This window comes from Amycolatopsis plumensis, assembly GCF_042652605.1.
GTDB classification, from domain to species: Bacteria; Actinomycetota; Actinomycetes; order Mycobacteriales; family Pseudonocardiaceae; genus Amycolatopsis; species Amycolatopsis plumensis.
Window position 1 is genome coordinate 8,349,888 of record NZ_JBHSJY010000001.1, and the last position, 24,600, is coordinate 8,374,487.

Genomic DNA, 24,600 nt, shown 5'->3' on the forward strand with positions numbered 1-24,600 from the left:
CTGGGTAGCGAGTACCCATGTACGCGCATCTCCGGGAGTGCGAATCTCTTCGGCGTGAGCCAGACAGTAGAGCGCCCCGAGCAGGCCCCCCACGAGGCACCGGCCTGGTGGACCGCCGCTCGCCTTCCCGGCGAGGCCGGCGGCGACCGGCCCGCCTGGGCGCTGCTCGCCGACGGGGTGCTGGCTTCCCTGCCCGCCGAAGGTGACTGGCCTGCCCCCGTCGACGCCGACGGTGACCGGGTCTTCCGCCACGCCGTGCTGCCCTTCGCCGCCGCCACCCGGGCCTTGCTGGTCGAGAGGGAGCCCGCCGCCGAGCGAGTGTGGTCCGGGGTCGAGACCTGGCTGTGCGGGCAGCTCACCGCGCTCGCGGCCCGCACCTTCGTGCTGGAGCTGCACGCGGCGAAGAAGGCCGGCCGGCTGCGCGGCGCCACCGGACGGGACCGCTTTGTCGACTTCCTGCGCCTGCTCGGCAGCCGCGAGTACCTCACCGACGTGCTGGGCCGCCACCCGGTGCTGGCCCGGCTGCTCGCCCAGACCTGCCTGCGCACCGCCGACGCCGTCGCCGAGCTGCTCACGCGGTTCGCCGCCGACCGGGCCGACCTGGGCGCCGGGCTGCTCGCGGGCCGCCCGGCCGAACTGAGCGAATTGACCCTCGGCGCCGGTGACGTGCACTCCGGCGGCCGCGCGGTCGCCGTGCTCGGGTTCGCCGACGGACGGCGGCTCGTCTACAAGCCGCGTCCGCTCGGGCTGCTCGCCCGGTGGGGCGAGCTGCTGCGGTGGTTCGCCGAAGAACGGCCCGGGCTCGCGCCGCGCCCCGTGGGGGTGCTCGCCCGTGACGGTTACGGCTGGGCCGAGTTCGTGCCCGCGCGGCCGTGCGCCGACCAGGCCGGGGTCGAGCTCTTCTACCGCCGCCAGGGTGCGCTGCTGGCCCTGCTCTACGCGCTCGACGCCACCGACATGCACTGCGAAAACCTCATCGCCTGCGGCGACCAGCCGATGCTGGTGGACGTCGAAACCCTGTTCCACCCGGCTTTCACTTCGCTCACCCGCAACGGGCCCGACCCGGCCGCCGCCGCACTGCACCGCTCGGTGGCGCGCACCGCCCTGCTGCCCACGCTGATGCTCGGCGAACACGGCGCGCTCGACGTGTCGGCCTTCGGTGGCGGCAACGGGGAGCAGAGCCCCGGGGAAGTGCCGCACTGGACCGGCGCCGGGACCGATGACATGCGCCTGGCCCGCGGGCCGCGGCCCTACGCCGGCGGCGCGAACCGCCCGGTGCTCGCCGGGGCCGAGGTCGACGCCGGGACGTACCGGCAGAGCCTGCTGAGCGGCTTCCGCGCCGCCTACGAGTCCTTGGTCGACCGCCGCGCCGAACTGCTCGGTGGCGCGCTCGAAGGGTTCGCGGGCGAAGAGATCCGCCTGGTCATGCGGCCGACGCAGGTCTACGCCACGCTGCTGGCCGACGCGACGCACCCGGCCCACCTCGCCGCAGGGGCCGCACGGCCCGCGGCGTTCGCCGCACTCGCCGAAGACCACGGGAAAGCCCACCTGCCCGCCCTCGTGCCCCACGAGATCACCGAACTGTGCGACGGCGACGTGCCGGTGTTCACCACCGCCGCGGGGTCGGTCGACGTCACGACCGGCACCGGTGCCGTCCTGCCCGGCCTGCTGGCCGCGAGTGGTCTCGACCAGGCCCGCGCGAAGATCGCGCAGCTGTGCGCCGAGGACCTGCGCGAGCAGGAGTGGTTCGTGGAGGCCACACTCGCCACCCGCCGCCCGGAGGTGCGCCACGGCGCGGGTGCCCCGCTGCCCGGCGCGGTCGCCGCCGTCGTGCCCGACAGCCAGCACCTGCTCGCACTGGCCTCCGCCATCGGCGACGACCTCGTCGCCCGCGCCGCCCACGACGAGGTGCGGGCCAACTGGGTCGGCCTCGAACTCCTCGACGGACGCCACTGGCTGGTGCTGCCGATGGGCGCCGGGCTCGCCGAAGGCTACTGCGGCACCGCGCTGTTCCTGGCCCAGCTGGGCGAGCTGACCGGCACGTCCCGGTACACCGAGCTGGCCGCCAAGGCCGTGCGCACGCTGCCGATGCTCGTGGAGGTCCTCGCCGAACACCCCGAGCTGGCGCGCGAAGTCGGGTCCGGCGGCTTCTTCGGCCTCGGCGGGATCTGTTACGCCCTGGCCCGCCTGGCCTCCCTCCTCGGCGACCGCACGCTCGCCGGCTGCCTGCCCGCCGCGATCGCCGCGACCGCCGCCGCCGACGCGGCCGCGCCCGTGGGCGTCGGCGAAGGCACCGCGGGCGCCCTCGCCGCGATGCACGCCGTGCACGCCGAAAGCGGGCTGGCCGAAGCGGCCGCGCTGGCCGCGACGCTCTCCCGGCGGCTCGCCGGCGCCCCGCGCCCCAGCGCACCCGGCTTCCTCTGGGGCGCGGCGGGTGTCGACTGGGCGCTCGGCCGCGGCGGCGGGATCACGGCGGAACCGGTCGCCGGCGACCTGGGCTGGTGCTCGGGACTGGCCGGCCGGGTCCTCGCCGCGGCCGCCGGTCCGGGGTTCGCCGCACGGACGGCGGACGCGTTCTCGGCCGCGGTGGCCGCCCGGCCGCCGTCGGCCGACCAATCGCTCTGCCACGGCGAGCTCGGCACCCTCGAAGCACTCGTGGTGCTGGCCGGACAGGGCCACGAACCGTCGGTCTCCGCGCTGCGGAGAGCGACTTCGCGCCTCGTGGGGGCCATCGAAGGACACGGGCTCCAGTGCGGTACTCCGCACGGAGTAGCGAGCCCAGGCCTGCTGACCGGAACCGGGGGTATCGGTTTCGGGTTGTTGCGGGTCGGTTTTGCCGAACAGGTTCCGTCGGTTCTGCTGCTCGAACCGTCGGGACAGCTCCGGAAATAGCCCCGAAACACACCTCATCACAGGAGTGAAGATGCGCAACGACACCAACGCCGGCGAATTCGACGCGACCCCCGCCGGCTCGGAGGCGGACAGCCCGCTCGGCGACGCCACCCCTGGTGCCAGAACGAAGATCGGTGTCCGGGCGGGGATTCTGGCCGGACTCACCCTCGGCGTGGCCAGTGCCGCGGTCGTCACGATGGACATCAGCACCGTGGTGAGCAACCACACGCACGCGTGACGTGCTCGGCACGGCACAAAGCGTGACAACAACCCCAATCCTGCCGTCCGAACAGTGGAATCTCCACCGGAAGACCACCGAATTCGTGACTCCGGTCTCTAAGGTTGGCGCATGCGCACCCGTGCCCCCGCTCTCGTCGGCCGAGCACCGGAGATCGAGGAGATCGAGCGGGTGTTGCGGGACGCTCGCCGCTCTTCGGGATCGGCCGTGTTCGTCACGGGGGAACCCGGCATCGGCAAGACCCGGCTGGCCGCCGAGGCGGTCGGCCACGCCCTCGACGCGGGATTGGTGGTGCTGCGCGGCCGCGGCAGCACCACCGGGCCCGCGGTCCCGTTCCGGGCCCTCACCGAAGCGCTGCTGTCGCTCGCCCGCACCGGCGGCCGCGAGCTGGTCGAACAGCTCGGGCCGTACCGGTCGGTGCTGGGCAGGCTGATCCCGGACTGGGCCGCCGGCACCGACACCGCCGGCGACTCCTCGCTGGTCGTCCTCGCCGAGGCGACGCTGCGGCTCACCGGGCTGGCCGGGGCGGGCCGCGGCTGTCTCTTCGTCGTCGACGACCTCCAGGACGCCGACGTGGAAACCCTCGCCGTGGTGGAGTACCTGGCCGCCAACGTCCGCACGCAGCCGGTGGTCGTGCTGGCCACCCTGCGCGCCGAACCCTCGCCCGCGCTCGAGGCGGCCCACGCCGTCGCCCGGCGCGGCGAGGGGCTCCTCATGCCGCTCGACAGCCTCGGGCCCGCCGAGGTGCGGGACGTCGTGGCGTCCTCGCTCGGCGCCGAGCCGGACCAGGTGTCGGCCGACGTGGCCGAGCGCCTGTTCGCCGACAGCGCGGGCAACCCGCTGGTCGTCGAGGAACTGCTGCACAGCATGGTGGCGGCGGGCGAGCTGGTGAACAGCGCGGCGGGCTGGCGGTTCACCGGCCACGGCCGCAGCGCGGTGCCCTCGACGCTCGTCACGATCATCACCCGCCGCGCCGACCGCCTCGGCGAACGCGGCAAGCAGCTGCTCGCCATCGCCGCGGTGCTCGGCCGCCGGTTCCCGCTGTCGGTGGTGCAACGGGTGAGCGAGCTGGACGACCACAGCCTGTTCGGCCACCTGCAGTCCGCCGTCGCCGCCCAGCTGCTCATCGCCGACGAGCGCGGCGAAGACTGGTACGCCTTCCGCCACCCGCTCACCGCCGAAGCATTGCTGACCCTGCTCAACCCGGCCGAACGCGTGGCGCTGTCGGCGAAAGCGGCCGACGCCGTGGTGGAGCTGCACCCCGACCTGCCGGGCGAGCTGTGCAGCCTGGCCGCGTCGCTGCGGCTGGGCGCCGGGGACCGCTGGGCCGCCGCCGACCTCTACCGCGAGGCCGCGCAGCGCGCGCTGGGCGAAGGCGCGCCCGGGTCGGCGATCGCCGTGCTGGAGCACGCGGTGAACCTGCTCGGCGACGACGCCGATCGCGGTGACGACCGGTCCGGCCGGTACCGGGACCTGCTCGAGCTGCTGCTGTTCGCGCTGGCGGAGGCCGGGCGGTTCGACCGGGCGGTGAAGGTGGCGCGCTCGCTGCGGCCCGCCGACGGCCGCGACCCCGCGCGCCAGATCCGCGTCCACGTCCGCCTGGCCTGGGCGGCGCAGGTCGCCGGCCGCTGGGCGGAGGGCTTCGAGCAGGTCGCCGCCGCGCGGGCGCTGCTGCCCGGGACCGGACTGGACGAGGAGGCCGTGGCGGTCGACGCCGTGGACGCGTACCTCTCGATGTCCGGTCCGGCCCCCGACCGGGTGCGCCGTAGCGAAGAGCTGGGCCGCCGCGCGGTCGAGGGCGCCGAGCGGATCGGCTCGCCGTCGACGGCGTGCCAGGCGCTCTACGCGGTCGGGTTCGTGGTGCGCGAGCGGGACATGGCCGAGTCCGACGAGTGCTTCCGGCGCATGCTCGATCGCGCGGCCGAGCACCGGCTGACGAACTGGCGCAACTACGCGCTGGTCGGTCTCGGCGGCAACGCCTGGCTGGCCGAGGCGGACCCCTCCGGGCTGGAGACCGCGCGGGCCGAGGCCCTGCGCACCGGCGGGATCAGCCTGGCCTACAACGCCGAGGCCGTGCTGGGCCTGCATTCCGTGCTGTGCGGCCGGTTCACCGAGGCCGGGCAGCGGCTCGACGCCTGCTACGCGGAGGCGTCGCGGATCAAGCTGTACGCGGTCACCCGGTACGTCCAGATGGCGCAGGCGGTGCTGGCGGGACACCGCGGCGACCGCCGGGCGATGGAGGCCGCGCTCGGCGACTTCCGGCGCGGCGGCGGTGACGCCGGTCCCGAGGCCCCGCTCGCGCGCGGCCTGGCCCAGGTCTTCTGCTCGCTGCTGGAGGAGGACCGCGACACCGCACGCGCCGAACTGGACACACTCGCCGCCGACCAGGCGCGCCAGCAGAGCACGTTCCACCTCGCCGGCACCCACGGCCTCAAGCTGCTGCTCGACGTCATCGCCGGCGACGCGGCCTGGGACGATCACCGGCGCGTCGCCGGCGGGGCCACCGGCGGGATGCGCTGGAACCGCCAGTTCGTGCTGCTGGCCGAGGCGGTGCTGCACGGCCGCGACCACGCGCACGAGGCGGCGGCCACGGCGATGCGGCGCGCGGCCCAGGCGGCCGCCCCGTTCGGCGTCGCCCGGCCGCTGGGCCTGCGCCTGACCGCGGAGCCCGCCGTCGACGACGGCTGGGGCGAGCCCGCGGAATGGCTGCGCGAAGCCGAAAGCCACTTCCACGGCGCGGACGTGATCCCGGTGGCCAGCGCGTGCCGCGCGCTGCTGCGGCGGGCCGGCGCGTCCGTGCAGCAACGCCGCACGGGCACCGAGCGGGTGCCCGAAAGCCTGCGCGCGATCGGCGTGACCCTGCGCGAGTACGAGGTCTTCGAGCTGCTGGCGTTCCGGCTCAGCAACAAGGCGCTGGCGGCGCGGCTGCACATTTCCCCGCGCACGGTGGAAAAGCACGTAGCGGCCCTGCTGATGAAGACCTCGGTCCGCGACCGCGCCGAGCTGGCCCGGTTCGCGGCCGAGCATTCGTCGGCCTCGGAGGTGTGACGGCTGTGCCCGTGCGTGGCACATACTGTCCTGTGTAGACGGTCTACCGGCCGGGCTCGAAGCCGGCGCCGTGCGGACGCGGCGCACGATTCCGCGTCCGCACGGCCGGCCCGCCGGTCGCGTCCGCAGTGGCTCGGGCGCGCGGCGAGCTCAGGGGGCCAGTGCCGAGGCCGCGCACAGCGCCGCCCAGGTGGCCGCGAACGCCGCCACCTTCGTGCGCGCCGCCCGGTCCGGCAGGTTCGTGCCGAACACCACCGCGTCCGCCGCGTCGGACGCCACCCGCGCCGCGAGCGCGACCTGCAGCGGCTTGCCCTCGGGGGCGAGGAGCATCGCCAGGCCGATGGCCGCGTCGCGGGCGCCGATACCGGCGATCAAGGTGCGGACGCCCGCGGTGACCCCGCCGTCCCGGGTCGTCAGGCCGCACGGTTTCGCCAGTACGCGCGGCGCGGCGATGATCGTGGCACTGTAGGCGGCGGTCACCGCTCCGAGAACGCGGGTCAAGGCGGGCATCCGTCACTTCTTTCAGTCGGCGCGGCCGGAAGTCTTCCGCTTACCCGCGTCCGCCGGCGCCAAACCGCCGCCGCCGACGCCGGACTCGATCGCGGCCGTCACGATGCGGTTGCGGTCGCCCGTGGACAGCACCCCGCCGGCCACCAGTTCCTGGGTCACCGCCTTCACGTGCTGGACGAACCGGTCGTGCGACGCGTACTCCGCGTTCTCGTCGATGACGTCGTTGATCGTGCAGCCGTTGCCGGTGTCGACGTTCTCCACCTGGCTGTCGACCCCGCCGATCACCACCGTCTCCCGGGTGTCCGAGGACGGGCAGGCGTCCGGCGGCAGCGCGGCCGCGACCACCGTGAACGCCCCCGTCAGCTCCGCCGAGACGTTGCCGGCGACGTCGGTGGCCCTGGCCCGCACGGTGTGCGCCCCGAGCGCCGACACGACCACCGGTGCCGGGTACCGGGTCCACGCCGATGCGTCCACTTTGTACTCGATGAGGCTCACGCCGGACTCCGCGTCGGTGGCCGTCACCGTCACCGTGGCCGAGCCGACGTAGTTCCAGCCGCCGTCCTGGTTCCCGGTGACCTGGAGCGCGACCGAAGGCGCGGTGGTGTCCCCGCCGGCGACCACGGTGAACGACACCGAACCCTCCGCGGACGCATTGCCGGCGACGTCGCGAGCGCGGTAGCCCACCGTGTGCGCACCGGCCTCGGACACCGGAACCGGCCCCGCGTACGCGGTCCACGCTCCACCGTCCACCTTGTACTCGACCGCGGCGACCCCGGAGCCCGCGTCGGACGCCGTCACCGTGACCGTCGCCCTGCCGACGTAGTTGCCGTCGGGGTCCCGCGTGCCGGCGACCGAGGCCGACACGGTCGGTGCCGTCGTGTCGCGCTTGACCACCGTGAAGCCCGCCATGCCCTCCGGGGACGTGTTTCCCGCCGCGTCGGTCGCCCGGAAGTGGACCATATGCGCGCCCGCCCCGGTCACCGCGACCGGCGCCGAGTACGGTGTCCACGCGCCGCCGTCCAGCTGGTACTCGACCGACCGGACGGCGGAGTCCGCGTCGGTCGCCGTCAGCGAAACCGTGGCCACGTCGAGGTAGTTGCCCGCCGGATCCTTCTCGCCCGCGATCGAGGCGGTCACCGTCGGCGGGGTGGTGTCGCCCTGCCCTTCGACGATCGTGAAGTGCGCCATCCCTTCTTCGGACGTGTTCCCGGCGACGTCGGTGGCGCGGTAGTGCAGCATGTGCATGCCCACCGCGGTCACCACCACCGGCGCGGTGTACGTGGTCCACGTGCCGCCGTCGAGCTGGTACTCGACCGACGCCACGCCGGAGCCCGCATCGGTCGCGGTCAGCGAAACCGTGGCCGACCCGACGTAGTTGCCGGACGGGTCGCGGTCGCCCGCCACCGCCGCGGTGACGGTGGGCGCGGTCGTGTCGCCGGTGCCGTCGGAGACGACGAACTCCCCCACCATCGCGGTGTGCCCGGGGATGGTGCAGAAGTAGCGGTACTTGCCGGGTGTCAGCGTCACGACGGCTTCGTGCCGCCCGTTCTGCGGGTCGAACGGGTTGGCCAGGATGTTCAGCGAGACGTCGTGGTTGTAGCCCGGCGTCGTCGTGTCGAACGTCAGGGTGTGCGACATCCCGGTCGTGTTGCCGGTCGCTTCGCTGTTCTCGAAGACGATGGTGGTCTCGCCGGGCCGGGCGCCGGTCGGCGCGGACGCGTATTCGGTGGTGCTGTTGTTCCCGGTCCAGGTCAGCGTCTGGACCGGCGCCGCCGCCGCGGGCGTCGCCAGCCCGAGCACCGCCAGGAAAGCAGTCAGCAGCAGGGCGATCAGTCGTGGGGACATCGCGGGACCCTTCCTGAAGTGAGGGGTCGCGGCAGGGTTACAGCTGCCGCACCCGGATGTTGCGGAACTCGATCAGGTCGTTGTCGCTGTGGTTCTGCAGCCCGATGAACCCGCTGACGAACTGCCGCAGGTCGGTCGGCGGGTCACCCGCGCGCGACGACTGCTGCCCGGGGGTGTTGTCGAACTCGTTGATCACCACGCCGTTGCGGATCATCGTGTAGTGCTGCCCGACGACCTTGATCTCGTACTCGTTCCACGTGCCCTTCGGCCGGGCACCCGCCTGGTCGAGCGGGCGCGGGTCGAAGTTGTAGACCGACCCGGTCTTCTGCGGCTCACCGGTGTCGCCGTCGTAGATCTGGATTTCGTGGCCGCAGTAGATCGCGACCCACGCCTGCGACGTCCGCGCCGACCCGACCGTCCCGCAGCTGCCCGGCGGCCGCTGTTCGAGGGGTGTCCGCGGATCCGGGAACCGGACGAACACACCGCTGTTGGCCCGGTTCGGGTCGGGGGCGATGTCCTTGAACTGCAGTTTCACCGAGAAGTCGCCGAACTGCCGCTGGGCGTACCAGAGCATGCCCAGCCCGCCTGCCGAGCGGATCGAGCCGTCCGGCTGCAGGGTGAACTGCCCGGACGGCGCTTGTTCCCAGCCGCGCAGCGACTCCGCCGTGCCGTCGAAGAGCGCCTGGTAGCCCGTCGTGCCCGGCTTCCCGATCGGCGACGCCTCGGCGGCCGCGTTCAGTTCCGCCACCTCGGCGTCGGTCAGGATCCCGAGGTCGGACAGCGTTCCGGTGGCCTGCTCGACGTGGTTGACGAACGCCGCGTGCGTGCTCCACGTGCCTTCGTCGTCGAGGAAGTCGTCCACCGTGCAGCCGCCACCGGCGTTGCGGTTGACCACCTTCGTGATCGAGTCGCCCAAGGTCACCACCGGGCTCGGATCGGCCACCGCGCACCCGACGTTGACCGCGGTCCGGGTCGTCACCGCTTCGCCGTCGGCGTAGGTCACGGTGAGCTTGGCGGTGAACAGGCCGGTGCGCGGGTAGGTGTGCCGCGGATCGGCCTGGGTGGACACCGAGCCGTCGCCGAACTCCCACCGGTAGGACACGCCACCGGACTTCGACCCGGTGAACGCCGCCGTCAGCGCCTTGCTCTGCACCATGGTCGACGACGCCGCCGGGGCGGGCGTCGGCGCGCCACCGGTGTAGCTGATCTTCAGCAGCTTCTGGTTGGCGTCCAGGGAGAAGAACCCGTTGCCGTAGTCGAGCACGTACAGCGCGCCGTCCGGCCCGAACTTGGCGTCCATCCAGCTCTGCACCCGCGTGTCACCGGACCCGCCCGGGATGATTTGCCGGAACGTCTCGGCGAACACCGGCGGCTGGTGCGTCGGCACGCCCGCCGGATCCACGGCCACCGCGACCCGGTTCTGCGAGTTGGCTTCGTCGGCGATGAACCACTTGTTGTCCCAGTACTCCGGCCACGCGACACCGCTGTTCGTGTTGACCAGCGAGCGGTGGTACGTCGGCCCGGACATGACCGCCTGGCCACCACCCCGCAGGTACGGCTGGGTGTAGGTGGCGTCCGCCGCGTTGTACGTGGGGATCGACGAGCCCGGCCGCTTCGGGAAGACCGGCCCGCCACCGTCCGGCGAGTACCAGATCATGTTGTCCTTGATCGGCGGCAGCGTCACCAGGCCGGTGTTGCGCGGCGAGGTGTTCACCGGGTGGTCGCAGTCGTACCAGCCGGTGAGCTCCGCGGCGTTGGTGCTGCTGCGGTCGCGGTAGGGCTGCCGGTTGCCCATGCAGTACGGCCAGCCGTGGTTGCCCGCCTCGGTGATGATCGTGGCCGTCTCGTACTTCGCCGGCCCGAGCTCGGGACTCGGCGACGGCGCGTCCGGGCCGACCCAGCCCGCGGTCATCCAGTTGTGCACGGGGTCGATCTGCAGCCGCGAGATGTTCCGGACACCCATCACGTAGATCTCCGGGCGCGTCTTGTCCGCCGGCCCTCCTCCGAACAGGTTCCCCGGCGGGATCGTGTACGTGCCGTTGGCCTCCGGGTGGATGCGCAGGATCTTGCCGCCGAGGTCGTTCGTGTTGCCCGCCGTGCGGCGCGCGTCCTGGAACGAAAGGCCCTTGTAGTCGAGCGTCCAGTTGTTGCCCGAGTAGCCGTTCGAGCCGCCCGAGGAGTTGTTGTCCCCGGACCCGATGTAGAGATTGCCGTCCTTGTCGAACGCCATCCCGCCGCCGGCGTGGCAGCAGCTGTGGATCTGCACGTCCCAGGACAGCAGGTCCTTGCGGGTGGCCTGGTCGAGGCTTTGAGCCGTGGCGTTGTAGGTGAACCGCGAGACCGTCCGCTTGCCGATCCGCTTGTCGCGGTCGATCGACTCGTGCGGCATCCAGTAGGCGTACATCCAGCCGTTCTCGGCGAACTTCGGGTCCAGCGTCAGCCCGAGCAGACCCTCCTCGTTCTTGACCAGCTCGTCGCCGCTGCCCCGGTTGCCCATCACCCGCAACGTGGTGAGCAGCTTGACCTTCTTGGTCGCCGGGTCCCACTGGTGGATCGTGCCGCAGCCGAGGCCGACGTTCGGGTCGTCCCAGCTGACCACCGGCCCGGTCGGGCAGGCCGCCTTGCCGATGTAGAACACCTTGCCGTCCGGCGCGATGGTCAGCCCGTGCGGCTCTCCGATCTGGTCGAGCTGGCCGGCCGCGTTCTTGCCGGTCAGCTTTTCGATCTTGTAGTTGGCGGCGATCCCGGCCTGGCAGTCGCCGCGGACCATGCCGGTGGTCCAGCGCAGGGCGCCGAGCAGGTGGTCGCGGAACTGCCCTTCGCCGTAGGAGGCCTCGGTGCGGCCCATCCCGGTGTAGAAGGAGCGGCCGCCGTCGTAGTCACGGCACCACGAGATCGGGTGGAACGCGCCGTTCGCGCCGACCCCCGGCTGGTAGCCCTTCTCTTCGACCTGCGCCACGGTGTGCACGGTGCCGACCGGGTTGGTTTCCCAGTTCAGCCAGCGGTCGGTGCGCGTCCAGTTCTGCGGCAGCCCCTTGGTGGCCGGGTGCTGCGCGTCGAGGACGTCGACAACGGCCTGCTGCGGCGGCGACTCCGGCGGCGGCGGGGTCGTCGAGGTGTCCTTGAACAGCTTGAGGTCCGCCAGCTGGATGATCGGCTCACCGGCGTTGGCGGTGATGTTCAGCCGGTAGTTCGGGTAGACCGTGGTGTTGGCGAAGGTGAACGTCCGGGTCTGGAAGGGCTCGGTGAACGTCTCGTTCGCCCGCGTGTCCAGGTCGGTCCAGGTGCTGCCGTCCGCGGAGCCCTGCAACGTCCAGCTCTTCGGGTTCCGGCCCGGGTAGTCGTTCGCCGACGTCAGCGAGTAGCTGCTGACGGCGACCGGCGTGGCCATCTTGTAGGCCGCCCAGCCGGTCGTCGCGAACGTCAGCCACTTGGTGTTTTCGTTGTTGTCGGCCAGTTTCTCCTTGGTTTCGTTGGGCGGGTTCTCCCCGCTCGCGGTCACCGCGGCCACCGCCTCGGGCGTGAGCCGCGCCCCGACCGGGCGAGCCCCGATCAGGCCGGTGAACCACTGGGACGAGTCCTGCGCGCGGGCGGCGTCGGAGATGCCGAGGAACCCGCCGCCCGCCTTCATGTACGCCTGCAGCGCGCCTTCCTGTTCCCGGCTGAGCGCGACGCCCTGCGCGGACAGGAACACGACACCGCGGTAGCGGGCCAGGTTGGCGGCGCTGAAGACACCCGGGTCGGAGGACGCCGTCACCGTGATGCCGTTGTCCCCGCCCAGCCGCGCGATCGCGTCCGCCGCGCGGAGCACCGGGTCCTTCTGATCGGCGGCGGCGCCGTGGAAGACCAGGACGTTCACCGGCACGTTCGCCGCGGGCGCCGCCTGGGCCACCGGCATCGCCATCAGCGGAGCTCCGGCCGCCAGGACCGAGCCGATGGCGAGCACGACCGCGCCGCGCCTGCCGAACCATCGCCGTTTCTTCTGGGGCCGAGCCCCAGACCCCGCCAGGTGGGCAAGCCCCCCTGGACCCCCCAAAAGCTGCTTCATAGCTCCCCTCCTTGGTGCGTCTGGGCGTCCGGGTTCATGTCGTGCCCGGTGTGGCCGTGCTGCTTGAACCGGTCGATCGCGTCCTGCGCGCCGTCGGGCAGGCTGCCGTCGGGGTTGCGGACCAGGAAGAGCCCCACCATGCCGCCGTCGGAGTGGGTCTGGACGTGGCAGTGGTACATCCACGCGCCCGGCCCGGCGCCTTCCCCGGCGAGCACCTGGAAACCGAACGAGCTGCCGGGGTCGAGGTTCTTGTTGTCGACGATGGCAGCGTTGTCATCGGCGCCGCGAAGCATCCCGGTGCGCGTGTCGGCCCAGCGGTGCCCGTGCAGGTGGAACGTGTGCGGCAGGCTGCCGTACCCGATGCAGACCCACTCGACGCGCTCGCCGAGGCGCGCCTCCAGGACCGGCGTGTCGGGCGCCATCTTGTGGTTGATCATCATCTCGTTGAACACGACGGTGTACTGCCTGCTCGGCAGCAGGTCGCCGCGCTTGCGCACGATCAGCCCGCCGTAGAGCCCGCGCGCGAGGCCCGCGGTGCCGTGGTCGGTGCCCATCGCGTGGTCGTGGTAGTGCCAGTAGCCGGCGCTGCCGGGCATCCAGAACCCGCCACCGGCGTCGTAGCGGGTCCGGGTGCGCCAGGTGTAGGTCCGCGTCTCGCCCGGCTTGTTGAACGACGCGTTGAGCGGAGCGCCGTCCGACGCGGTGTCGTAGATGACGCCGTGCGGGTGGATCGACAGCCGCTGGTCGGTCCGGTTGACCAGTTCGATTTCGAGGGTGTCGCCCTCGTAGATTTCCAGCAGCGGCCCCGGGATCGTGGCTTTGCCCGGTTCGAGGCCGTAGCCGTAGAGGCCGCCGGGCAGGGCTTCGGCGTAGAGGGTGAGCTGGCGGGTCAGGCCCGCGGCCGACGCTGTTCCGGCCACCCCGACCGCGGGCGCGAGCACGCCCGCGGCGGTTCCGGCCAGCATCGACCGACGTGATACTCGCATGTCGAGTCCCCCCGGGGCTCTCAGAACCGGACGGTGCGGAGGTAGTCGAAGCCGACCTTCGCCGTATTCAGCGGGTCGGCGGGCTGGTCGTGCTCGACGATGAATTCGCGGATGGTGTGGCAGGACGCGGCGAAGATGCGCGGGAAGTCGATGACCCCCGCGCCCGGGTCGACCATCTGCCCGTCCGCGGTCCGGTCCTTCACGTGGTACTGCGTGACGCGCGGGTAGTGGCGCCGGAACAGCTCGACCGGGTCCGCGCCGCCGTTCACCGCCCAGAACAGATCGATCTCGAGGTGGACGAGCCGCTTGTCCGTCTTCGCGGTGAGGACCTCGTAGGGCACGACACCGCCGATCGGGGCGAACTCGTGGTCGTGGTTGTGGTAGCCGAGGTTCAGCCCCGCCTTCTTGAAGGCGGCCGCGGCGGTGTTCATGCGGCCCGCGAAGGCCTCCCACTCGGCGATGGTGCCGAAATTCGCGTACGGCACGACGACCGAGCGGTTGCCGAGGACCTTGGCGTCGGCGATCGCCTGGTTCAGGTCGCCGTCGATGCCGACGTGCGTCGAAGACGCCTCGAGGTGGCAGCGGTCGAGGATGGCGCGGAACTCGGTCGCGGTGCGGCCGTAGGTGCCGGCGAGCTCGACCTTGCGGTAGCCGATGTCGGCCAGCGCGGAGAGCGTGCCTTCCGGGTCGTTCTGGAGCAGGGAACGCAGGGAGTAGAGCTGGATGCTGATTTTCTCGAGCGGCACGCGGCGGCGGGCGGGGGATGCGCTCGCGGTGCCGGGCAGGGCCACCGCCGCGGCCCCCACCGTGAGGGCCGCTGTCGCCACGTTCAGGAACTTCCGTCGGGAGTGCTGCTCTGGCCGGTCACCGCACATGGAACTCCCTCATTTCTGGTTGCTGAAAGCCGCGTCGAATGCCGCCGACGGCTTGTCGAACAGGTGCTCGCGGACGTACTTCACCGCCTCCGCCGCGCCGCGGAGCCGGTCCATCCCGGCGTCCTCCCACTCCACCGAGATCGGGCCGGAGTAGCCGATCGAGTTCAGCGCCCGGAAGCAGTCCTCCCACGGGACGTCGCCGTGGCCGACGGACACGAAGTCCCAGCCCCGCCGCGGGTCCGCCCAGGCCAGGTGCGAGCCCAGCCGCCCGTTGCGGCCGTCGAAGCGCTTGCGGGTGTCCTTGCAGTCGACGTGGTAGATCCGGTCGGCGAAGTCGAGGATGAACCCGACCGGGTCGAGGTCCTGCCAGACGAAGTGCGACGGGTCCCAGTTCAGCCCGAACGCCGGCCGGTGGTCGACGGCTTCCAGCGCGCGCTGGGTCGTCCAGTAGTCGTAGGCGATCTCGGACGGGTGGACCTCGTGCGCGAACCGGACGCCGACCTCGTCGAAGACGTCCAGGATCGGGTGCCACCGGCGGGCGAAGTCCGCGTAGCCGTCATCGATGTCATCGCGCGTGACCGGGGGAAACATCGCCACGTACTTCCAGATCTTGGACCCGGTGAAGCCGATGACGGTGTCCACGCCGAGCTTCGCCGCCGCCCGTGCGGTGTCGGCCATTTCGGCCGCCGCGCGCTGCCGGACGCCCTCGGGTTCGCCGTCGCCCCAGATGCGGGACGGCAGGATCGCCCGGTGCCGGTGGTCGATCGGGTCGTCGCAGACGGCCTGCCCGACGAGGTGGCTCGAGATCGCCCACACCTTGAGGCCGTGCTCGGCGAGCAGCCGCAGCCGTCCCGGCACGTAGTCCTCTTCGGACAATGCCCGGTCGACCTCGAAGTGGTCGCCCGAGCACGCGATCTCCAGCCCGTCGTAGCCCCATTCCGACGCCAGCTTGCAGACCTCGGTGAAGGGCAGATCGGCCCACTGGCCGGTGAACAACGTGACGGGACGGCTCATCTTTCCTCCACCGGTGTCCAGTTCGCTTCTGCGGCAGCGCTCTTTTCGACGGCGGCCAGCACCCGCTGGACGCGCAGGCCGTCGTCGAAGCTCGGTACGGGGTCGGTGCCCGCGCCGATGGCGTCCAGGAGGTCGGCGACCTCGTGGGTGAACGTGTGCTCGTAGCCGAGCAGGTGCCCCGGCGGCCACCACGCGCCGACGTACGGGTGCTGTGGCTCGGTGACGAGGATGCGCCGGAACCCGGCCTCGGTGCCGGTGCCCTCGTACCACTGCAGCTCGTTCATCGACTCGAAGTCGAACGCGAGGCTCGCCTTGGAGCCGTTGATTTCCAGGCGCATGGCGTTCTTGCGGCCGAGCGCGAACCGGGTCGCCTCGAAGGTCGCCACCGCGCCCCCGGACAGCCGGGCCAGGAACAACGCGGTGTCGTCGACCGTGACGTCGTCGGTGCCGCCGTTCTCGGACGGCCGCTGCTTCACGAAGGTGTTCGTCAGCGCCGAGACGCCGGTGATCACCTCGCCGGTGACGAACTGGGCGGCGTCGACGATGTGCGCACCCAGGTCGCCCAGCGCGCCCGAACCGGCACTTTCGCGACGGAGCCGCCAGGTCATCGGCGCCTGCGGGTCGGACAGCCAGTCCTGCAGGTACACCGACCGCACGTGCCGGATGTCGCCGAGTGCCCCGCTCTCGACCAGCTTCCGGGCGTGGGCGAGCGCGGGCACCCGGCGGTAGTTGAACGCGACCATGGCCCGCACCCCGCGGTCCCGGGCCCGCCGCGCGGCTTCGGCCATCGCTTCGGCCTCCGCGACCGAGTTGGCCAGGGGCTTCTCGCACAGCACGTGCTTCCCGGCGTCCAGCGCGGCGATCGCGATCTCGGCGTGGCTGTCGCCCGGGGTGCAGACGTCGACCAGGCCGACGTCGTCCCGGGCGACGAGCTTGCGCCAGTCGGTCTCGACGTCTTCCCAGCCGAACTTCTCCGCGGCGGCCTTGGCCCGGGCCTCGTCCCGGCCGCCGAGGACGGCCAGGCGCGGCACCAGCGGCGGATCGAAGAACCGGTGCACGCTGCGCCACGCGTGCGAATGCACCGCACCCATGAAGGCGTGCCCCACCATGCCGATCCCGATCGTTTCCCGTCCCGGGCTCATACCCCTCCTTTGGTTCCGGTGCCGGTGGTCGTGAGTGAGAAACAGTGTTCTAACCCTGTTTCTCACTCACGAGTCGAAGCCGACGTCGAGGTACTGGTCGACGTTCTCCTTGGTGACCACCGCCGAGTACGTGGTGATCTCGGCCGGGATGTCGTGCTCGGCCAGGTCGCCGATGCCCTTGCCCTGCCCGAGCAACCGGGCGAGCGCGACCGCCGTCGAGGCCATCGACGGGCTGTAGAGCACGGTCGCCTTGATCGGCGACGAGTCGGCCTTGATCAGGTTCATCATGTTCTTCGAGCCGGCCCCGCCGACCATGATGAACTCCTTGCGGCCCGCGGTGTCGATCGCGGCGTTGACGCCGATGCCCTGGTCGTCGTCGTGGTTCCACAGCGCGTCCAGCTTGGGCGCGCCCTGGAGCAGGTTCGCCGTCTGCTGCTCGCCCGACTCCGACGTGAACTGCGCCGAGACGCGCGGGCCGACCTTGAACCCGGCGCGGCCCAGCGCGTCGGAGAAGCCCTTGCTGCGTTCCTGGGTCAGCGGCAGCGAGTCGATCCCGGCGACCTCGCCGATGATCGGGTTCGCGACGTTCTTCTTCTTGAGCTCCGCGGCGATGTAGTTGCCCGCGTTGACGCCCATCCGGTAGTTGTCGCCGCCGATCCACGTTCTATACGCCAGCGGGGTGTCGAAGACACGGTCGAGGTTGATCACCGGGATGCCCGCGTCCATCGCCTGCTGGCCGACCGCGGTGAGCGCCTTGCCGTCGAAGGGCAGGATCACCAGGACGTCGACCTTCGCGTTGATCAGCGTCTCCACCTGGGAGATCTGCTGGTTGACGTCGTTGGTGCCCTCGGTGGCGTTGAACTTCACCTCGCTGAACTTCTGCGCCTGGGCCTTGGCGTTCTTGGTGATCGCCGCGATCCAGCCGTGGTCGGCGGCCGGCGCGGAGAAGCCGATGGTGATCGGCTTGCCCGGCTGGGTGTTGTTGCCCGCGTTGGCGACCGGCGCGCCTCCCTCCGAGTTCGCGGGCGTGTTCGACGTGCAGCCGGCCAGCAGCGCCCCGGCGCCGACGGCGGCCCCGCCCAGCAGGAATCCCCGGCGGCCGAGGAAGGGTTGTTCGGCCATGATGACCTCCATCGGTGATGACTACGGACCGGTCCTGGCTTTCCTGGCCCGGAACTGCAAGAGCACGGCGAGCACGATGATCACGCCCTTGGCGATGTTCTGGATGTCGGTGTCCAGGTTGTTCAGCGTGAAGATGTTCGACAGCACCGTGAAGATCAGCACGCCGACGAGCGTGCCGATGAGCGAGCCGCGGCCGCCGGTCAGCAGCGTGCCGCCGATGACCACCGCCGCGATCGCGTCGAGTTCGTAGAACATGCCGTTGGTCGACGCGCCCGCGGTCGTCCGCGCGACGACCATGAGCGCGGCGATCCCGCAGCACAGCCCGGCCACGCCGTAGACGAGCGCGAGGTGGCGCTTGACGTTGATCCCGGCCAGCCGGGACGCCTCGGCGTTGCCGCCGACCGCGTACGTCCGCCGGCCGAAGGTGGTGCGGTTGAGCACGACCCAGCCGACCGCGAAGACCAGCGCGAACAGCCAGATCAGCGTCGGGATGCCGAGGAAGCTGCCCCGGAAGAAGGCCAGGAAGTCCTGGTCGGCGACGACCTGGGTGCGCCGGCCGCTGATCCGCTCGGCGAGCCCGCGGGCCGAGACGTACATCGCCAGGGTCGCGATGAACGGCACGACCTTGCCGTACGCGACGAGAACGCCGTTGATCAGCCCGCAGCCCAGCCCGACCGCGAGTCCGCAGAGGACCATCACGAACGGCCCGTAGGACTGCGTGGCCAGGGTCGTCAGCCAGACGCCGGCCAGGCCGACCATCGAGCCGACGGACAGGTCGATGCCGCCGCTGATGATCACGAACGTCATCCCGACGCTGACCACGCCGATCGCCGCGGCCAGCCGCAGGATCGTCGAGATGTTGCTTTCGGTGAAGAACAGCTCGGGCCGGGTGAACTGGCCGACCAGGCACAGCACGACGAGCACGGCCGCCAGGCCGAGCAGCCGCGGGTCGGCGGCGACGGCGAACCGTCGCTTCCGTTCGGCGGGCGGCGCTTCCTGGGGCGGTGCCTGGGTTTCGGTCATGCCGCGCTCCCCTCGAGAATCACGTCGAGCACCTCGGCCTCGGTGAGCCCGGCGGAGCGCCGGTCGGCGAGGACACGGCCCTCACGCAGCACCAGCACCCGGTCGGACAGCCCGAGCACCTCGGGGATTTCGCTGGACACGAGCACGATCGCGACCCCGGTCGCGGCCAGCTCGTCGATCAGCCGGTACAGCTCGGCGCGGGCGCCGACGTCGACGCCGCGCGTCGGCTCGTCGAGCAGCAGCACCCGGCACCCGCGGACCAGCCACCGCGCGAGCACGGCTTTCTGCTGGTTGCCGCCGGACAGCGTGCGGACGATCCGCCGGGGATCGGCGGGCCGCAGGTCGAGCCGCCGCAGGCTCGCGCCGGCGTCGTCCAGTTCCTTGGCCCGCTCGGTGAAGCCGAGCTTCGCGTACCGGCCGAGGCTGGCCAAGGTCACGTTGTGCACCACCGGCAGGTCCAGCAGCAGGCCCTGGCTCTTGCGCTCTTCCGGCGCGAGGCCGATGCCCGCCTTCACGGCCGCCTGGACGCCGGGTCCGAGCGGTTTCCCCTGGACGGCAATGGTTCCGCGGTCGGCCTTGCGCGCGCCGAAGATCGTCTCCAGCAGCTCGCTGCGCCCGGAGCCGACCAGCCCGGCGATGCCGACGACCTCGCCGGCGTGGACGGTGAAGCTCACGTCCTCGAACTCGCCGTGCCGGGTGAGGTGCTCGACGGCGAGCGCGGTCTCCGGCCGGGCGTGTCCGTCGTGACGCGGGCCGAAGACCGTCTCCACCTTGCGCCCGGCCATCAGCGCGACCAGGTCGGCGGTCGGCGTCGCGGCCGCGTCGAGACCGGTGCCGACGGTCCGGCCGTCCTTGAGGACGGTCACCCGGTGCCCGATCCGGCGCAGCTCTTCCAGGCGGTGCGAGATGTAGACGACCGCGACGCCGTCCGCGGTCAGCTCGCCGACGATGCGGAAGAGGTTGTCGACCTCCTCGCCGGCCAGCGCGGCGGTGGGTTCGTCCATCACGAGCAAGCGGGCGTCGTGGGCGAGCGCGCGGGCCATCGAGACGAGCTGCTGGCCGGCGGCCGACAGCTTGCCGACCTCGGTCGACGGCCGGATGTCCGGGTGCCCGAGCCGGGCCATCAGCCGGGCGGCCTCGGCGCGGGCCTGGGAGATCCGGGTGAAGCCGAAGCGGGCGCGTTCGTGGCCGAGGAAGATGTTGTCCGCCACCGAAAGCCCGGGCACGAGGTCGAGTTCCTGGTACATCGTCGCGATGCCCAGGCGCAGCGCGTCGACCGGCGAACCGAGCATCACCGGTTCGCCTTGCCAGGTGATCTCCCCGGTGTCGGGCTGGTGCGCGCCGGAGAGAACCTTGATGAGCGTCGACTTGCCGGCGCCGTTCTGGCCGAGCAGGCAGTGCACCTCACCGGGTTCGACGTCGAGGTCGACGCCGTCGAGGGCGCGGACGCCGGGGAACGTCTTCACGATCCCGCGCACGGACAGCAGACTCATACTGTCGCCTCCTCGGCGAGGGTCGGGTTCGCGAACAGCCGCTCGGCCGCCAGGTGGGCGGCGCCCCGCAGCGGGGCGCGCAGGCCGAGCCGGGACGCCACCACCCGCGCCTGGCCCAGCGGCCGGGCGGCGAGCTCGACCCGGACCGGTTCGACCAGCCACTCGCCCAGCTCGGCGAAGTAGCCGCCGAGCACGACGACGTCCGGGTCGAGCACGTCGACCACAGTGGACAGCGCGATGCCGAGCGCGACCCCGAGTTCGTGGACCGCCGTCACCGCGCGCTGGTCGCCGCGCCGGATGCGGTCCTTGAGCAGGGTGACGCGGGCTTCGACGCCGGGCGCGGGATCGTGCAGCGGGTCACCCGGCGCCGCGGCCGCGCGCAGGACGGCGGCCAGGTTCGCCTTCGTCTCCAGGCAGCCCGTCCGGCCGCAGGAACACCGCTCGCCGGACGGGTCGACGGCGATGTGCCCGACCTCACCCGCGAAGCCGCGCGCGCCACGCAGGATCGTGCCGCCGGAGACGAACCCGCCGCCGACGGTCGTTCCGCCGCCGAGGTAGCAGACGTCGGTCCCGGTGCCCGCGACCGATTCCGCGAGAGCACCGAGGTTGGCGTCGTTGTCCACGGCGATGGCCTCGACCGGGAGACCCAGCCGGGCCGCCATGAGGCCGGCGATCTCCGCGTCCCGCCAGCGCAGCGCCGGTGCGAACCGCAGCACGGCGGCGGCCGAATCGACCAGCCCGGGTACCGAGATCGCCACCCCGACCGGCGGACCGGGCAGCACCCGATGGGCTAGGCGGGCGAGTTCGTCCATGCCTCTCGGGAGACCGAGCGCGGCGACGTCGACGGCCTCGGTCCACTCGGCCAAAACCCGGCCGGAGAGATCGGTGACCAGGGCCGACAGCCGGTCGGCTTCGATGCCCAGCGCGAGCGCGTAGGCGTCTTCGCCGTGCAGCTCGACCAGCCGGCTGGGCCGCCCGTGACCGGGGAGGACCCCGGCGGGGCGGACGAGACCCCGTTCGGCGAGTTCGGTGAGCAGGCCGGGAACCGCGGACTTGGCGATCCCGCAGCGGGCCGCCAGCTGCGTCCGCGAGAGCGGGCCGGTGCGCAGCGCCCGCAGGACCGCGGCCAGGTTCGCCGTACGCGGGCTCGCCGAGCCGGCTTGCCTCGTTCCGGTGACGGCCACGGTGCCCCCATCTTGCGCTGGCTACTGAACGCACTTTGTCGCTCAGGCAGCGAAAGTAGGGTGACTGGCATCACTCGTCAAGGTGATACCCGTGCGTTTAGTCGGCTTTTCACCCGGATAGACGTGCGAAACCGGACAGACTTTCGCTCTACGCGCGCGAAAGTCTGTCCGGATCGAGCATTACACAGTGGACGCGTTCAGCAACGCCCAGTCACCACGCAGCCACCCGGGATGCAGTGAATGACTCATTCCTGGCGTCTGATGCCAGGAATGAGTCATTCACTGCGTTTGGGCCCGGGAGGGGTCAGCTGCTGAGCGTGAACGCCCGATCGGTGGCCGACCAGGCGGCCCCGATCACGCCCGCCGTCTCGCCCAGCTCGGACAGCACGATCGGCAGGTTGCCGGTGGCCAGCGGCAGCGAGCGCCGGTACACCGCGCTGCGCACCTCGGCGAGCAGCTGGTGCCCGAGCTGGGCCACGCCGCCGCCGATCACGACCATGCCCGGGTTGATGAAGCAGACCAGCGAGGCGATGACCTGGCCGAGCCGGCGCCCGCCGTCGCGGATGAGGTTGACCGCGCCGGAGTCGCCGGCCGCCGCGGCCCGGCCGACGTCACGGGCGGTGACCACGCCGCGTTCGGCGGCCGCCTCGGCCAGGTGCGCCGACCGGCCGCTGCGAGCCAGGGCCAGCCCGTCGCGGGCCAGCGCGGCCCCGCCGAAGTAGGCCTCGAGGCAGCCGACCTCCCCGCACGCGCAGGTCGGGCCGAAGTCGTCGAGCCGGATGTGCCCGATGTCGCCCGCCGTGCCCGCGACCCCGCGGTAGACCTTGCCGCCGAGCACGATCCCGCAGCCGATCCCGGTGCCGATCTTGACGAACATCAGGTCGTCGGTCGAGCGCGCGACCCCGGCGTGCCGCTCGCCGAGCGCCATCGCGTTGACGTCGTTGTCCACCGCGACCGGGCAACCCCAGAGCCCGCCGAGGTGGTCGCGCACGTTGAACCGGTCCCAGCCGGGCATGATCGGCGGCGCGACGGCCATGCCCTCGGCGAAACTGACCGGCCCGGGCAGCCCGACGCCGGCCGCGACCAGCCTGCCGGGTGCCTCGTCGCGGACCTTCGCCGCCAGCTCGGCCACCCGCCGCAGCACCGGGTGCGGCCCCTGCCGCACATCGCAGTCTTCGACGGCGTGCGCGAGCACTTCGCACGAAGCGTCGGTGACCGCCACGCCGACCGACGTGGCACCGACGTCCACGGCGAGCACCCGCAGTTCCCCCGCGAGCCGGACGAGCGTCGAGCGCCGCCCGCCCCGGCTGGCCGACGGCCCCGCGGCCTCGACCAGGCCGACCTCGGCGAGCCGCGCCACCTCGGCACCCACCCGGGCGCGCGGCAGCTCGAGGCGCTCGCCCAGCTCTACCCGCGACATCGGGCCGTCGTCGCGGAGCAGGGTCAGCAGCCGGGTCTGGTGCCGGGTTTCGACCATCGACTGCTCCGGGGTGGATACCGTGCTCATTCACCTGAGCGTACTGGTGCTTTCCCGGGCGGCCGTGCAGCGGCGGGATCCCTGTGGGGGTCACCCGGACCGGTGCCATCCGCCCCGAACCCGTTCAACCGGCGTGCTTCCGGGCAGCCTCCGGCCATCGGAAACCGGCTCCACGACAGGAGGATCGCCATGCGACGGATCACGGCCGCGCTCGCTGCGCTGGCATTCACGACCGGAGTCCTGATCACCACCACCGCCACGACCACCGCCTCGGCCCAGGCGGAAATCTGGCCGGGGGTGCGGTGCGTCGGCAGCTCGCTGGAGATGTTCGCGACCAACGGGTTGTGCGTCTTGCCGAGGTACTACCCGGTGCTCGTGATCCCGGCCTGACGCTCGGTGAGGCGGTCGCGGCCCGGCCGCCTCACCGCACCGGCACGGGGAAGTCCGGCAGCGTCAACGCCGAGTGCTCGGGCCGGGGCTCACTCCGCGGCACCGTGGTGAGCTGCCGGAGCGCGGCGTTGCGGCGTTCGAGCGCTTCCGCCGTCGCCGGGAAGAGCGTGGCCTGGCCCGCCGTCACCAGCGCCTGGTTGGCTTCGACGAAGCTCCGCAACCGGTTCTCGTAGGCGGCGAAGGCCGCCGCGTGGTCCGGGATGGTGGCCAAGGCGTGGCCGAGCAGGTACGCGCCCACCAGGGCGAGACTGGTGCCCTGGCCGGTGAGGAACGACGGTGCGTGGGCCGCGTCGCCGGCGAGCGCGACGCGGCCGGACGACCAGGCCGGCATGCGGATCTGGCTGATGACGTCGAAGAACAGGTCGTCGGCTTCCCGCATCGCCGCGACCATGCGCGGGACTTCCCAGCCGTCGCCCGCGAAAGTGCCGGCGATGAGGTCGCGCTGCGCCTCGGGGTCGCGGAACGCCTCCAGCGGCGGTTCCGGCCGGGCGGAGACCAGGAAGCCGTGCACTTCTTCGCTGTCCAGGACCGCGTACAGGGCCGCGCCCTTGCCCGGCGTGCTCCACGCGAGCCCCTCGCGGAAGAGCCCGAAGTCGTTGGGCATGGTGAACCCGGCGAAGCAGTAGCCGAGGTAGTGGTGGAACGGTGCCTCGTCGCCGAAGACCAGCTCGCGGGTCCGGGAATGCAGGCCGTCGGCGCCGATCACCAGGTCGTAGCGCTCTTCGCGGCCGCCGCGGAAGGTCACGTCGACCCCGTCCGCGTGGTCGGCGAGGGTTCCGATCGTGTCGCCGAACCGGAATTCGACGTCGTCGCGCACCAGGTCGTACAGCGTCCGGATCAGGTCGCCGCGGCGGATCTCGAGGTCTCCGCCTTCGGTGGCGCCGATGATCGCCTCCGGGGCCAGCGACGCGATCACGCCGCCGTCGGGATCGAGGAACGTCAGCCGCCGCGTCGAGATGTGCAGGTCCCGCAGGCGCGGGAGGATCCCCATCCGGCCGACCGCGTCCAGCGCCGTGCCGCGGACGTCGATGGGATAGCCGCCGACCCGCAGTTCGGCTGCCTTCTCCACGACGGTGACCGCGAAGCCGGCCTGCCGCAGCCAGAACGCCAGTGCCGGTCCGGCGATGCTGGCCCCCGAGATCAGAACTCGCTTCATGACATCCCCTATAGCTAAGTTAGGTATCTATGTTCGAGGTGCGACAATGCCCGTGATCGACCCCCGACTCGACCGACTATATACCTAAGTTAGCTAT

General features: G+C 71.9%; 17 protein-coding genes. 4 read left to right on the top strand and 13 right to left on the bottom strand.

From position 1 onward, the window contains the following. The first annotated feature begins 54 nt into the window (after nt 1–54). The 3 genes from ACFPLC_RS40170 to ACFPLC_RS40180 all read left to right on the top strand — a co-directional run bounded on the left by ACFPLC_RS40170 (nt 55) and on the right by ACFPLC_RS40180 (nt 6,178). The gene (locus tag ACFPLC_RS40170; protein ID WP_378236097.1) at nt 55–2,892 is read left to right on the top strand and encodes a type 2 lanthipeptide synthetase LanM family protein; all 2,838 of its coding nucleotides are present in this window, start codon (nt 55–57) and stop codon (nt 2,890–2,892) included. 31 nt (nt 2,893–2,923) lie between these two features. After that, on the top strand, nt 2,924–3,130 hold the full coding sequence (locus ACFPLC_RS40175; RefSeq protein ID WP_378189501.1) for a hypothetical protein: 207 nt from the start codon (nt 2,924–2,926) through the stop codon (nt 3,128–3,130). Between the two features lie 111 nt (nt 3,131–3,241). Then, nucleotides 3,242–6,178 (top strand): AAA family ATPase, encoded by a 2,937-nt coding sequence (locus ACFPLC_RS40180; RefSeq protein ID WP_378189499.1) that lies wholly within the window; start codon nt 3,242–3,244, stop codon nt 6,176–6,178. 150 nt (nt 6,179–6,328) lie between these two features. Here the strand turns inward: ACFPLC_RS40180 and ACFPLC_RS40185 are convergent, their stop codons facing one another. From ACFPLC_RS40185 to ACFPLC_RS40240, 12 genes are all read right to left on the bottom strand, one after another. Next, nucleotides 6,329–6,688 (bottom strand): hypothetical protein, encoded by a 360-nt coding sequence (locus ACFPLC_RS40185; RefSeq protein WP_378189497.1) that lies wholly within the window; start codon nt 6,686–6,688, stop codon nt 6,329–6,331. A gap of 12 nt (nt 6,689–6,700) precedes the next feature. Further along, nucleotides 6,701–8,533 carry an OmpL47-type beta-barrel domain-containing protein gene (locus ACFPLC_RS40190; RefSeq protein WP_378189495.1) on the bottom strand — a complete coding sequence of 611 codons (1,833 nt, stop codon included), beginning with the start codon at nt 8,531–8,533 and terminating at the stop codon, nt 6,701–6,703. A gap of 37 nt (nt 8,534–8,570) precedes the next feature. Next, entirely contained in the window at nt 8,571–12,581 is a 4,011-nt protein-coding gene (locus ACFPLC_RS40195; RefSeq protein ID WP_378189493.1) for a ThuA domain-containing protein, read from the bottom strand. Next, nucleotides 12,578–13,567, bottom strand: a complete 990-nt coding sequence (locus tag ACFPLC_RS40200; RefSeq protein ID WP_378189491.1) for a multicopper oxidase domain-containing protein — start codon at nt 13,565–13,567, stop codon at nt 12,578–12,580. Before ACFPLC_RS40200 ends, ACFPLC_RS40195 begins: the two co-directional genes overlap by 4 nt. 20 nt (nt 13,568–13,587) lie before the next feature. Continuing rightward, complete coding sequence (locus ACFPLC_RS40205) at nt 13,588–14,442, bottom strand: TIM barrel protein (RefSeq protein WP_378189489.1); 855 nt, start codon at nt 14,440–14,442, stop codon at nt 13,588–13,590. Between the two features lie 9 nt (nt 14,443–14,451). After that, nucleotides 14,452–15,456 (bottom strand): sugar phosphate isomerase/epimerase family protein, encoded by a 1,005-nt coding sequence (locus tag ACFPLC_RS40210; protein ID WP_378189486.1) that lies wholly within the window; start codon nt 15,454–15,456, stop codon nt 14,452–14,454. Beyond that, entirely contained in the window at nt 15,453–16,598 is a 1,146-nt protein-coding gene (locus tag ACFPLC_RS40215; protein WP_378189484.1) for a Gfo/Idh/MocA family protein, read from the bottom strand. The genes ACFPLC_RS40210 and ACFPLC_RS40215 overlap by 4 nt, the downstream gene beginning before the upstream one ends. A 66-nt stretch (nt 16,599–16,664) precedes the next feature. Beyond that, nucleotides 16,665–17,720 (bottom strand): substrate-binding domain-containing protein, encoded by a 1,056-nt coding sequence (locus ACFPLC_RS40220; protein ID WP_191307932.1) that lies wholly within the window; start codon nt 17,718–17,720, stop codon nt 16,665–16,667. 21 nt (nt 17,721–17,741) lie between these two features. After that, nucleotides 17,742–18,743 (bottom strand): ABC transporter permease, encoded by a 1,002-nt coding sequence (locus ACFPLC_RS40225; protein WP_378189482.1) that lies wholly within the window; start codon nt 18,741–18,743, stop codon nt 17,742–17,744. Beyond that, the gene (locus tag ACFPLC_RS40230) at nt 18,740–20,236 is read right to left on the bottom strand and encodes a sugar ABC transporter ATP-binding protein (RefSeq protein ID WP_378189480.1); all 1,497 of its coding nucleotides are present in this window, start codon (nt 20,234–20,236) and stop codon (nt 18,740–18,742) included. Before ACFPLC_RS40230 ends, ACFPLC_RS40225 begins: the two co-directional genes overlap by 4 nt. Then, nucleotides 20,233–21,420, bottom strand: coding sequence for an ROK family protein (locus ACFPLC_RS40235; protein ID WP_378189478.1), 1,188 nt, complete (start codon nt 21,418–21,420; stop codon nt 20,233–20,235). The genes ACFPLC_RS40230 and ACFPLC_RS40235 overlap by 4 nt, the downstream gene beginning before the upstream one ends. 304 nt (nt 21,421–21,724) lie before the next feature. Beyond that, nucleotides 21,725–22,927, bottom strand: a complete 1,203-nt coding sequence (locus tag ACFPLC_RS40240; protein ID WP_378189477.1) for an ROK family transcriptional regulator — start codon at nt 22,925–22,927, stop codon at nt 21,725–21,727. Between the two features lie 159 nt (nt 22,928–23,086). Here ACFPLC_RS40240 and ACFPLC_RS40245 point away from each other — a divergent pair, with 159 nt between their 5' ends. Next, nucleotides 23,087–23,287: a hypothetical protein gene (locus ACFPLC_RS40245; RefSeq protein WP_378189475.1), complete on the top strand. Its 201-nt coding sequence runs from the start codon at nt 23,087–23,089 to the stop codon at nt 23,285–23,287. A gap of 31 nt (nt 23,288–23,318) precedes the next feature. Here the strand turns inward: ACFPLC_RS40245 and ACFPLC_RS40250 are convergent, their stop codons facing one another. Beyond that, entirely contained in the window at nt 23,319–24,503 is a 1,185-nt protein-coding gene (locus ACFPLC_RS40250; RefSeq protein ID WP_378189473.1) for an FAD-dependent monooxygenase, read from the bottom strand. Nucleotides 24,504–24,600: the final 97 nt, after the last annotated feature.

Bases quoted from the DNA above. Each gene is read 5' to 3' on its own strand.
- ACFPLC_RS40175 (WP_378189501.1), top strand. From the start codon at position 2,924: ATGCGCAACGACACCAACGCCGGCGAATTCGACGCGACCCCCGCCGGC.
- ACFPLC_RS40180 (WP_378189499.1), top strand. From the start codon at position 3,242: ATGCGCACCCGTGCCCCCGCTCTCGTCGGCCGAGCACCGGAGATCGAG.
- ACFPLC_RS40185 (WP_378189497.1), bottom strand. From the start codon at position 6,688: ATGCCCGCCTTGACCCGCGTTCTCGGAGCGGTGACCGCCGCCTACAGT.
- ACFPLC_RS40190 (WP_378189495.1), bottom strand. From the start codon at position 8,533: ATGTCCCCACGACTGATCGCCCTGCTGCTGACTGCTTTCCTGGCGGTG.
- ACFPLC_RS40195 (WP_378189493.1), bottom strand. From the start codon at position 12,581: ATGAAGCAGCTTTTGGGGGGTCCAGGGGGGCTTGCCCACCTGGCGGGG.
- ACFPLC_RS40200 (WP_378189491.1), bottom strand. From the start codon at position 13,567: ATGCGAGTATCACGTCGGTCGATGCTGGCCGGAACCGCCGCGGGCGTG.
- ACFPLC_RS40205 (WP_378189489.1), bottom strand. From the start codon at position 14,442: ATGTGCGGTGACCGGCCAGAGCAGCACTCCCGACGGAAGTTCCTGAAC.
- ACFPLC_RS40210 (WP_378189486.1), bottom strand. From the start codon at position 15,456: ATGAGCCGTCCCGTCACGTTGTTCACCGGCCAGTGGGCCGATCTGCCC.
- ACFPLC_RS40215 (WP_378189484.1), bottom strand. From the start codon at position 16,598: ATGAGCCCGGGACGGGAAACGATCGGGATCGGCATGGTGGGGCACGCC.
- ACFPLC_RS40220 (WP_191307932.1), bottom strand. From the start codon at position 17,720: ATGGCCGAACAACCCTTCCTCGGCCGCCGGGGATTCCTGCTGGGCGGG.
- ACFPLC_RS40225 (WP_378189482.1), bottom strand. From the start codon at position 18,743: ATGACCGAAACCCAGGCACCGCCCCAGGAAGCGCCGCCCGCCGAACGG.
- ACFPLC_RS40230 (WP_378189480.1), bottom strand. From the start codon at position 20,236: ATGAGTCTGCTGTCCGTGCGCGGGATCGTGAAGACGTTCCCCGGCGTC.
- ACFPLC_RS40240 (WP_378189477.1), bottom strand. From the start codon at position 22,927: ATGAGCACGGTATCCACCCCGGAGCAGTCGATGGTCGAAACCCGGCAC.
- ACFPLC_RS40245 (WP_378189475.1), top strand. From the start codon at position 23,087: ATGCGACGGATCACGGCCGCGCTCGCTGCGCTGGCATTCACGACCGGA.
- ACFPLC_RS40250 (WP_378189473.1), bottom strand. From the start codon at position 24,503: ATGAAGCGAGTTCTGATCTCGGGGGCCAGCATCGCCGGACCGGCACTG.